This window comes from Streptomyces sp. NPDC059037, assembly GCF_042740015.1.
Taxonomy (GTDB): Bacteria; Actinomycetota; Actinomycetes; order Streptomycetales; family Streptomycetaceae; genus Streptomyces.
Genome location: NZ_JBHYIG010000087.1, coordinates 20,648 through 31,290 on the forward strand (window position 1 = coordinate 20,648; position 10,643 = coordinate 31,290).

The following is a 10,643-nucleotide window of genomic DNA, read 5'->3' on the forward strand; positions in this document are numbered from 1 at the left end:
ATGCGCGCATCCGCACGGATAGCCACTGCTACGGCCGCGGCCGCCCTGCTCATCGGCTGTGTGTCGGGGCCGGCGGCGTCGAAGCCGGAACCCTCGCAGGCGGAATCCTCGCAGGCGGAAGCCTCGGAGGCGGAGGGCGAAAAGGTCCTGGTCTTCTCCAAGACCGCCGGGTTCCGGCACGACTCCATCCCCGACGGCGTCGCGGCCGTCAAGGAGCTCGGCGCGGCGAACGGCTTCACCGTCGACGCGACCGAGGACGCCGGAGCCTTCACCGCGGCCAACCTCGCCCAGTACGACGCCGTGATCTGGCTCTCCACGACCGGCGACGTCCTCAACGCCGAGCAGCAGACGGCCTTCGAGGGCTACATCAAGAAGGGCGGCGGGTACGTGGGCGTGCACGCCGCCACCGACACCGAGTACGACTGGCCCTTCTACGGAGGCCTCGCGGGCGCCTACTTCCAGTCGCATCCCGCGATCCAGCCCGCGAAGGTCCAGGTCGAGGACCACGCGCACCCGTCCACCGAGCATCTGCCGGGGATCTGGGACCGCACCGACGAGTGGTACAACTACCGCTCGAATCCACGGGACCGGGCCCGCGTCCTCGCCTCGCTCGACGAGTCGTCGTACAGCGGCGGCACGATGTCGGGCGACCATCCCATCGCCTGGTGCCAGGACTACCAGGGGGGCCGCTCCTTCTACACGGGCGGCGGCCACACCAAGGAGTCGTTCGCCGACCCCGCCTATCGCGCGCATCTGCTCGGTGGGATCCGCTGGGCGACCGGCGCGGCGCAGGCCGACTGCCGTACGGAGAAGGGCTACACGCCCATCTTCGACGGTACGGCTGCCTCGCTGGAGGCCTGGAAGCAGGCGGGCCCGGGGTCCTTGGAGTTGAACGAGGCCGAAGGGACGCTCACGACGGTCGGCGGCATGGGGATGCTCTGGTACGACGGGGCGAAGGAGCTCGGCTCCTACTCCCTGAAGCTGGACTGGCGCATGGACGGCGACGACAACTCCGGGATCTTCGTGGGCTTCCCGGCCTCCGACGACCCCTGGTCGGCCGTGAACAACGGCTATGAGATCCAGATCGACGCCACCGACGTCCCGGAGAAGACCACCGGCTCCGTCTACGGCTTCAAGTCCGCCGACCTGAAGAAGCGCGACAAGGCGCTGAACCCGCCGGGGGAGTGGAACACCTACGAACTCCGTGTCGAGGGCGAACGCCTTCGGATCTATCTCAACGGAGTGAAGATCAACGACTTCACCAACACGGATCCGGCGAGGAGCCTGAAGGACGGTCACATCGGCATCCAGAACCACGGCGCCGATGACCAGGTCTCCTTCCGCGACATCCGGGTGAAGGAACTGCCGGCCCGCACCGCTTCCGGCGTGGGCCGCTAGACGGCGGCGGGCGGAGGACGCCGGACCTCCGCCCGCCGTCTTTTCTTCGACAGGAGGCAGCCGTGCCCAATTCCTCTTCTTCTGATTCTTCTGGTTCCGCTGGTTCCGCCGGTTCCGCTGGTTCCGCTGGTTCTTCGGGTGGCGGGCTGACCGGGGTGTGGCTGATCGGTGCGCGAGGCTCGGTCGCCACGACGGCTGTCGCGGGGTGCGCGGCCGTGACGGCCGGTCTCCACCCGCCGACCGGCATGGTCACGGAGACCCCGCCGTTCGCTGACTGCGGTCTGCCAACGTTGTCGTCGCTCGTCTTCGGCGGCCACGACACGGTGGAGTGCCCGCTGCCGAAGCGGGCGGAGCAGCTGGCCGCCGGGGGAGTGCTGCCGCACGGCGTCCCCGCGGCGGTGCGCTCCGAACTGGCCGCGGCGGACGCGGAGATACGGATGGGCGGGCCGCGGCCCGGCGACACGGACGCCGACACCGACACTGACGCCGACGCCGGCGCCGGCGGCCGGTCGGACGAGGAGCTGATCGCCTCCTTCGCCGCCGACCTCCGCGATTTCGTACGTCGCCGGGGGCTTGCCCGTGCGGTGGTGGTGAACGTGGCTTCGACGGAACCGCTGCCGGAGGAGGGCGTCGGCCGCCTCCCCGCCAGCTCCCTGTACGCGGCGGCGGCGCTGCGGGCGGGCTGCCCGTACGTGAACTTCACCCCGTCGACGGGCCTGCACCACCCGGCGCTCGCCGCGGCGGCCGCTGCGTCCGGCCTCCCCTACGCGGGCCGGGACGGCAAGACGGGCCAGACCCTGCTCCGCTCGGTCCTCGGCCCGATGTTCGCCCAGCGCGCACTCGCTGTGCGGTCCTGGTCCGGCACCAACCTCCTGGGCGGCGGCGACGGCGCATCCCTCGCCGATCCGGCCGCGGCGGCGGCGAAGAACGCGGGCAAGGAACGGGTCCTGGCCGACACGTTGGGCTCCGCCCCGGAGGGCGAGGTCCACATCGACGACGTCCCGTCCCTCGGCGACTGGAAGACCGCCTGGGACCACATCGCCTTCGACGGCTTCCTCGGCGCGCGCATGGTCCTCCAGACCACCTGGCAGGGCTGCGACTCGGCCTTGGCGGCCCCCTTGATCCTGGACCTGGCCCGCCTCCTGGCCCGCTCCCACGAACTGGGCCTCACCGGCCCGTCACCGTCCCTCGGCTTCTACTTCAAGGACCCGGACCCGGGTGCTTCGTCGGCCTTGGGCGAGCAGTACGGGGCGTTGGTTGCTTTCGCGGAGCGGTTGAGGGGGGCGGGCGTGTGAGAGGGACCTTCGGTGGTCAGTGGGGCAGGGGTGTTGGCGTGGGTGCGGTGTGTGGGGTCGGGCGGGGTGTGGGTGTGGGTGCGGCCTGTGGTGCTCGGCGGGGTGGCGGCGTGGGCGTGACCTGCGGTGGTCAATGGGGCCACGGCATCGGCGTGACCTGTGGTGTTGAGCGGGGTGGCGGCGTGAGTACGAGTTGTGTCGGTCAACGGGGTGGCGGCGTCTGCGCGGTCCGCCATGGTGTGCGAGGTGTCGCATGAGTACTGCTCGCGACTGGGCCGAACTCCTGCGTGTCCCGGCCCTGTTCACCGTCCCCGGCGACGCGCTCGCGGGGGCGGCGGCGACCGGACTGCGCCCGAACCCCCGCACCCTGCTCGCCATGGCCGCGTCCCTCTCCCTGTACGAGGCGGGCATGGCCCTCAACGACTGGGCGGACCGCGCGGACGACGCGGTCGAACGCCCGCACCGCCCCCTGCCGTCCGGCCGCATCGCCCCCGCTGCGGCCCTGGGCGCGGCCGCCGCTTTCACGGCCGGCGGCCTGGCCCTCGCCTCCCGCGCGGGACGGCCCGCCCTGGCTGTGGCGAGTGCCTTGGCGGGCACGGTCTGGGCCTATGACCTGGGCCTGAAGCACACCCCGGCGGGCCCAGCCGCCATGGCAGCGGCCCGCGGCCTCGACCTGCTCCTGGGCGCGGCGGCCACCGGCAAGGGCCACCCGGCGGGCAACCAACTCCGAGCCGCGATGCCCACCGCCCTCGTACTGAGCGCCCACACCCTCGCCGTGACCGCGGTCTCACGCCGTGAGGCACAGGGCGGCTCCACGGCGGCACCGCTGGCAGCACTGGCGGCGACGGCAGCGCTGGCCCGGCTGCTCGCACCGGGCGGCGGCGGCCATGGCGGCGGCGGTGAACGCGGCGTCAGCCGCAGCGGACACGGAGGCGGCCACGGCAGCCGCAGCGGACACGGTGGCCACGGTGGCGGCGGCCGTGGCCTCGCCCTTCAACTCCCGGCAGGCCGACGGGCAGCAGCCACCCGCGGCCTGCCGGGTTCCACAGCGGAGCAGGCGACCCCGGGTGCCGGCAGCGGTGGCGCCGACGCCGCACGGCACTCGGCGCTGACGGTCAACTCGACGGCGGGGGCGTGGCTCGCCGGGACCCGCGGCACAGGGCTGCCGGGGCTCGCGGCGGGCGTGGTGCGAGCGGCGGGTGCGGCGGGTGCGGCGGGCGCGGTCAATGGGACGGGCGGGGTCAACGGGACGGGCGGGGTCAGCAGGGCGGGCAAGGCGAACGGGGCCAGCAGGGCGGGCCGGGCGAGCGCGGCGTACGCGGCGCCCGGAGTGTGGCGCCCTGGCACCCGCGCCGCGAGCGCGGTGAACGCGGCCCCCGGCGCGTGGCGCACCGGTACCCGCGCCGCGGTGCAGGCCGCCCTCGCGGCCGGCTACGCCGTCACCGCCGCCCGCCCCCTCTTCCACGCCGCGCTCAACCCGTCACCCCAGCTCACCCAACGAGCCGTCGGCGGCGGAATCCGCGCCATGATCCCGCTCCAGGCCGCACTCTCCGCCCGCGCGGGCGCCCTCGGCAGCGCCCTGGCGACCGTCGCCCTCGCCCCGGCCGCCCGCCGGTTCGGCCGGAAGGTGAGTGTCACGTGACCGGAGGAGCGGACCGGCGGGGCACACCGCCGAGCGGTGCCGTGGCGCCCCTGCGGTTCGGGTACGGCACCAACGGCCTGACCGATCTTCGGCTCGACGACGCCCTCGGCCTCCTCGCCGACCTCGGCTACGTCGGCGTAGGCCTGACCCTCGACCACATGCACCTCGACCCCCTCGCCCCCGACCTCGCGGCCCGCAGCCGCCACGTGGCCCGCGGCCTGGAGCGGTTCGGTCTTACGGCGACGATCGAGACAGGCGCCCGCTATGTGCTCGACCCGCGCCGCAAGCACGGCCCCTCGCTCCTGGACCCCGACCCGGACGCACGGGCGGCCCGCGTCCGCCTGCTGATCCGCGCCGTCCAGGTCGCCGCCGACCTCGGCGCCCACGCCGTGCACTGCTTCAGCGGCGTCACCCCCGAGGGAACCACCGACGACACCGCCTGGCAGCGCCTCGCCGAAGCCCTGGAACCCGTCCTGGACGCCGCGTCCGGCGCCGCCGTGCCCCTGGCCATCGAACCCGAACCCGGCCACCTCCTTTCCACACTCACCGACTTCCACCGCCTCCGCCACGCACTCGGCGACCCCGAGCCCCTGGGCCTCACCCTCGACATCGGCCACTGCCAATGCCTCGAACCGCTCCCTCCCGCCGAATGCGTACGCGCCGCCGCGCCCTGGCTACGCCACGTCCAGATCGAGGACATGCGCCGCGGTGTCCACGAGCACCTCCCGTTCGGGGACGGGGAGATCGACTTCCCGCCCGTGCTCGAAGCCCTTGCCGCCACCGGCTACCAAGGCCTCACCGTCGTCGAACTGCCCCGCCACTCCCACGCGGGCCCCCAACTCGCCTCCCACTCCATCGAGTTCCTGCACCGGGCCGCCGAAGGAATCCGCGCCCCGGACCGAAAAGGCACTCCGCCGCCGAGCACCCCCGCCCGCACCCCAGCCAGAGGAGGAACTCCGTGACCGATGCACCCGCCATCGCCGACCTCCGCAGCCGCCTCGACGCCGACCTCGGCGGCGCCGCCCGGGCCTGGCTCGACCAGGCCACCGCGGAGGCCGCCGCCCGTCACGGGCAGCCGGACCAAGCTGCCGCTCCCGTCTGGGAGTTGCGCTTCGCCGAGGCCGGCCGACGCTGCGGCCAGGAGCACGCTGACGCCGCTCGCGTGCTCCTTCTGCACGCCGCCGACGCGGACCCTGCCACGCTCAACCGCGTCTACGAACAGGGCACCGCCGCCGAGCGCCGCGCCGTCCTGCACGCCCTGCCCCACCTGGTGCCGGGCCCCGAAGCCCTGCCCCTGGTCGAGGACGCCCTGCGCACCAACGACACCCGGCTCGTCGCCGCGGCAGTCGGGCCATACGCCGCCCGGCACCTCACACCGCACCACTGGCGCCACGCGGTCCTCAAGTGCCTCTTCACCGGTGTCCCCGTGGACGCCGTGGCCGACCTCCCGCGCCGCGCCCACGCCGACGCCGAGCTCGCCCGCATGCTCGGCGACTACGCGGGCGAACGCACCGCCGCAGGCCGCCCCGTCCCCGGCGATCTGCACCGCGTCCTGGCCCTGACCGCCCCTACGGCGCCCTCCGCCGCAGCGGACCCGTCATCCCCCGCGACGCCCTCGGCCCCCGCGACCCCTTCGACCGGCGAGGAGCAGGAGTCCTGATGCGCATCTTCGACCCCCACATCCACATGACGTCCCGGACCACCGACGACTACCAGGCCATGTACGCCGCCGGCGTCCGTGCCGTCGTCGAGCCGGCCTTCTGGCTGGGCCAGCCCCGCACCTCACCCGCCTCCTTCTTCGACTACTTCGACTCCCTCCTGGGCTGGGAACCCTTCCGCGCCGCCCAGTACGGCATCGCCCACCACTGCACGATCGCCCTCAACCCCAAGGAGGCGAACGACCCCCGCTGCACCCCGGTCCTCGACGCGCTGCCCCGGTATCTCGTCAAGGACAACGTCGTGGCCGTCGGCGAGATCGGCTATGACTCCATGACCCCCGCCGAGGACGCCGCGCTCACCGCTCAGCTCCAGCTCGCCGCCGACCACGAGCTGCCCGCGCTCGTCCACACCCCGCACCGCGACAAGTTGGCGGGGCTGCGCCGCACCCTCGACGTCGTCCGGGAGTCCGCGCTGCCCCTGGAGCGGGTCCTGATCGACCATCTCAACGAGACCACGGTCAAGGAGGCCAAGGACAGCGGCTGCTGGCTCGGGTTCTCCGTCTATCCCGACACCAAGATGGACGAGGACCGCATGGTCGCGATCCTGCACGAGCACGGGACCGAGCGCGTCCTGGTCAACTCGGCCGCCGACTGGGGCAAGAGCGACCCGCTCAATACCCGCAAGGTGGCCGACACCATGCTCAAGGCCGGGTTCAGCGAGGACGACGTCGACCTGGTCCTGTGGCGCAACCCGGTCGCCTTCTATGGACTCAGCGGCCGCCTCGCCCTCGATGTCACGGACACCGACGCCACCCACGAAGGCAACTCCATCCTTCGCGGCGGGGCGTGAGCCATGCGCTTCCGGCACCCCGACGGCAGCGTCGTCCACCTCGCGTACTGCACGAACGTCCATCCGGCGGAGACACTCGACGGCGTCCTCGCGCAACTCCGGGACCACTGCGAACCCGTACGCAAACGCCTCGGCAGGGACCGCCTGGGCATTGGCCTGTGGCTCGCCAAGGACGCCGCGCACGCCCTGGTCACCGACCCCGCCGCCCTCCGCGGCCTGCACACCGAACTCGACCGGCGCGGCCTCGAGGTCGTCACCCTCAACGGATTCCCGTATGAAGGCTTCGGTGCCGAAGAGGTCAAGTACCGCGTGTACAAGCCGGACTGGACCGATCCAGAGCGGCTCTCCCACACCACTGACCTGGCCCGCCTGCTCGCCGCCCTGCTGCCCGACGACGTCACCGACGGCACCATCTCCACCCTTCCCCTCGCCTGGCGCACCCCCTTCGACCCCGTCCATGCCGAGGCGGCCCGCGCCGCTCTCACCGCGCTCGCCCAACGCCTGGACGCGCTCGACGAGTTGACCGGCAGGTCGATCCGCATCGGCCTGGAACCGGAACCGGGCTGCACCATGGAGACCACGAGCGACGCGATCGCCCCCCTCACCGCGGTCGGTCACGACCGCATCGGTGTCTGTGTGGACACCTGCCACCTGGCCACCTCCTTCGAGGAACCGCGGACGGCGCTCGACACCCTCGCCGCCGCGGCCGTCCCCGTCGTGAAGTCCCAGCTTTCCGCTGCCCTGCATGCCGAACACCCCCATCTCGCCCAAGTCCGCGAAGCCCTCGCCGCCTTCGACGAGCCCCGCTTCCTGCACCAGACCCGCACCCGCACACCCGCCGGCCTGCGCGGCACCGACGACCTCGGCGAGGCCCTCGCCGGCGACGCCCTGCCCGATACGGCACCCTGGCGCGCCCACTTCCACGTCCCCCTGCACGCCGCCCCCGCGCCGCCTCTCACCTCCACACTCCCCGTCCTGAAGGACACGCTCACGCACCTCGTCGGCGGACCTCACCCCCGCACCCGCCACCTCGAGGTCGAGACCTACACCTGGCAGGCGCTCCCGCCCGAGCTGCGCCCCCGCTCCCGCCCCCAGCTCGCCGACGGCATCGCCGCCGAGCTCACCCTCGCCCGCGACCTGTTGACGGACCTCGGCCTCAAGGAACTCCCATGAGCCCCACACCCCTCCTCGTCCTGGACGTCGTCGGCCTCACCCCGCGCCTCCTCGACCACATGCCGCACCTCAAAGCCCTCGGCGGATCCGGCTCCCAGGCCACGCTCGGCACCGTCCTGCCCGCCGTGACCTGCGCCGCCCAGTCCACCTTCCTCACCGGCACCACCCCCGCCGAGCACGGCATCGTCGGCAACGGCTGGTACTTCCGCGAGCTCGGCGACGTACTCCTTTGGCGCCAGCACAACGGCCTCGTCGCCGGCGACAAACTCTGGGAAGCCGCCCGCCGCGCGCACCCCGGCTACACCGTCGCCAATATCTGCTGGTGGTACGCCATGGGCGCCGACACCGACATCACCATCACCCCCCGTCCCGTCTACTACGCCGACGGCCGCAAGGAACCCGACTGCTACACCCGGCCCCCGGCCCTGCACGACGAACTCACCGAGAAACTCGGCACGTTCCCCCTCTTCCACTTCTGGGGCCCCGGAGCCGACATCGTCTCCACCCGCTGGATCGTGGACGCCACCCGCCACATCCTCGACACCCGCCACCCCGACCTGGCCCTCGCCTACCTCCCGCACCTCGACTACGACCTGCAGCGCTACGGCCCCGACGACCCGCGCTCCCACCAGGCCGCCGCCGACCTCGACCAGGCCATCGCCCCCCTCCTCGACGACGCGAAGGCCGAAGGCCGCACCGTCGTCGCGCTGTCCGAGTACGGCATCACCCGCGTCGATCGCCCCGTCGACATCAACCGAGCCCTGCGCCGCGCCGGCCTGCTCGAAGTGCACACCCAGGACGGCATGGAGTACCTCGACCCGATGGCGTCCCGCGCCTTCGCCGTCGCCGACCACCAGATCGCCCACGTGTATGTGCGCAGGCCCGAGGACATGGAAGCCACTCGCGCGGCGCTCGCCGACCTCCCCGGCATCGAGCAACTCCTCGACGACGAGGGCAAGAAGGCCAACCACCTGGACCACCCGCGCTCCGGCGAGCTCGTCGCCGTCGCGGAGCCGGACGCCTGGTTCACGTACTACTACTGGCTCGACGACGACCTTGCGCCCGACTTCGCGCAGCTCGTCGAGATCCACCGCAAACCCGGCTACGACCCCGTCGAGCTCTTCATGGACCCCGCCGACCCCTACGTCCGTGTCAAGGCCGCGGGCGCCCTGGCCCGCAAGAAGCTCGGCATGCGCTACCGCATGGCGGTCGTGCCCCTGGACCCCTCACCTATCCGCGGCAGCCATGGCCGCCTCCCCACGAGCGAGGACCTCGACTCAGGACCGCTCATTCTGTGCTCCACCCCCCGCGCCGTAAGCGGCCGCGTCGCGGCCACCGATGTGAAATCGCTGCTGCTCGACCTCGCCGGCCTGCACTGAGCCGTGCACCGCGCCGCCGAGTTCAGCTTGATCTCCACTGAACCAGACGGCTCGGTCCGTGCCATCAGGGTCCGACCCTGATCGTTCCCCGAGCCGGTAATCGAACCCATCCCTGACTCGCCCATCCCTGACTCAGCCATCCCTGACTCGATCCCCGGGAGAACCTCATGAGCCGCAAGCGCACCCCCGCCGACCCCGAACTGGCCCACAGACTCAGCAGACGCGGCATGCTCGGCGTGGCCGCGGGCGCCACCGCCGCGGCCCTGATCGGCACCGCCGCCACGGCTGCCCCCGCCACCGCGGCTGAGCAGGGTCGCGGCCGCCCAGTCCTGCCGCCCGGCCGCCTCGGCATCCAGCTCTACAGCCTGCGCGACAAGGTCTCCACCCTCGGATTCGCCGCCGTCTTCGCCGAGTTGGAGAAGTACGGATACGACGAGGTCGAGTTCGCCGGATACACCCAGGGCACGGCAGGCGCCATCACCCTGGCCCAGCTGAAGCAGCTGGCGCGCGATCACGGTCTGCACCCGATCGGCAGCCACGTCGGCTATTACGACGACAACAACCCCAACGCCTACACCTTCGCGCAGAACCTCACCAAGGTCCTCGACGACGCCGAGGCCCTGGGCCTCAAGCACATCGGCACCGCGTCGGGACCCTTCCGCTACGGCTCGACCGTCGACGGATGGAAGCGTGCCGCAGAGGACTTCAACACGTACGGAGAAGCGGCCCGCAAGCGCGGCATGAAGTTCTACCAGCACAACCACGCCGAGGAGTTCTCGTTCGCCACCGACAAGCCGAACGTGCGCCTCTATGACGTGCTGCTCGCCGAGACCGACCCCGACTTCGTCTATCTGGAGATGGACATCTACTGGGCGTTCGCGGGCCAGTTCCGCTTCGGCAAGCGCCCGGACGGCACGCCGGCGCCCTTCGAGCCGCTCGACTACGTACTCAAGCAGCCGCACCGCTACCCGCTGTTCCACGTCAAGGACGGCATACGGGACGAGACCGCCCGCGACGGCTACCGCATGGTGGACGTCGGGGACGGCGACATCGACTACAAGAAGTTCCTCTCCAAGGTGACCGCGCGGACCCATGACGGCCGCCGCTACCACCACTGGCAGACCGAGCACGACAACCCGGTCGAGTCCTACGCCTTCGCCCGCAAGTCCAGCGAGCATCTGCACTCGCTGCGCTGCGGCGACTGACCCCGGACACGGCGGCGGCCGGCCCGTGCACCAGGTGCACGGG

General features: G+C 72.3%; 8 protein-coding genes and 1 pseudogene. All 9 read left to right on the forward strand.

Annotated features, from left to right (window positions below; genetic code table 11):
• The 9 genes and pseudogenes from ACFWY6_RS19640 to ACFWY6_RS19680 all read left to right on the forward strand — a co-directional run bounded on the left by ACFWY6_RS19640 (position 1) and on the right by ACFWY6_RS19680 (position 10,600).
• Positions 1-1,398, forward strand: a complete 1,398-nt coding sequence (locus tag ACFWY6_RS19640; RefSeq protein ID WP_384691821.1) for a ThuA domain-containing protein — start codon at positions 1-3, stop codon at positions 1,396-1,398.
• A 146-nt stretch (positions 1,399-1,544) separates the two neighbouring features.
• On the forward strand, positions 1,545-2,693 hold the full coding sequence (locus tag ACFWY6_RS19645; RefSeq protein ID WP_384691838.1) for an inositol-3-phosphate synthase: 1,149 nt from the start codon (positions 1,545-1,547) through the stop codon (positions 2,691-2,693).
• Between the two features lie 253 nt (positions 2,694-2,946).
• Positions 2,947-3,843: pseudogene (locus tag ACFWY6_RS19650) on the forward strand (SCO3242 family prenyltransferase); the annotation flags it as partial.
• A 488-nt stretch (positions 3,844-4,331) separates the two neighbouring features.
• Positions 4,332-5,297 (forward strand): sugar phosphate isomerase/epimerase family protein, encoded by a 966-nt coding sequence (locus ACFWY6_RS19655; protein WP_384691823.1) that lies wholly within the window; start codon positions 4,332-4,334, stop codon positions 5,295-5,297.
• Positions 5,294-5,995 (forward strand): EboA domain-containing protein, encoded by a 702-nt coding sequence (locus tag ACFWY6_RS19660; RefSeq protein WP_384691826.1) that lies wholly within the window; start codon positions 5,294-5,296, stop codon positions 5,993-5,995. The genes ACFWY6_RS19655 and ACFWY6_RS19660 overlap by 4 nt, the downstream gene beginning before the upstream one ends.
• The gene (locus ACFWY6_RS19665; RefSeq protein WP_384691827.1) at positions 5,995-6,843 is read left to right on the forward strand and encodes a TatD family hydrolase; all 849 of its coding nucleotides are present in this window, start codon (positions 5,995-5,997) and stop codon (positions 6,841-6,843) included. Before ACFWY6_RS19660 ends, ACFWY6_RS19665 begins: the two co-directional genes overlap by 1 nt.
• A gap of 3 nt (positions 6,844-6,846) precedes the next feature.
• Positions 6,847-8,016, forward strand: a complete 1,170-nt coding sequence (gene eboE / locus ACFWY6_RS19670) for a metabolite traffic protein EboE (protein WP_384691830.1) — start codon at positions 6,847-6,849, stop codon at positions 8,014-8,016.
• On the forward strand, positions 8,013-9,395 hold the full coding sequence (locus tag ACFWY6_RS19675) for an alkaline phosphatase family protein (protein WP_384691833.1): 1,383 nt from the start codon (positions 8,013-8,015) through the stop codon (positions 9,393-9,395). The genes eboE and ACFWY6_RS19675 overlap by 4 nt, the downstream gene beginning before the upstream one ends.
• A gap of 167 nt (positions 9,396-9,562) precedes the next feature.
• Entirely contained in the window at positions 9,563-10,600 is a 1,038-nt protein-coding gene (locus tag ACFWY6_RS19680; RefSeq protein WP_384691836.1) for a sugar phosphate isomerase/epimerase family protein, read from the forward strand.
• The last annotated feature ends 43 nt before the right edge of the window (positions 10,601-10,643 follow it).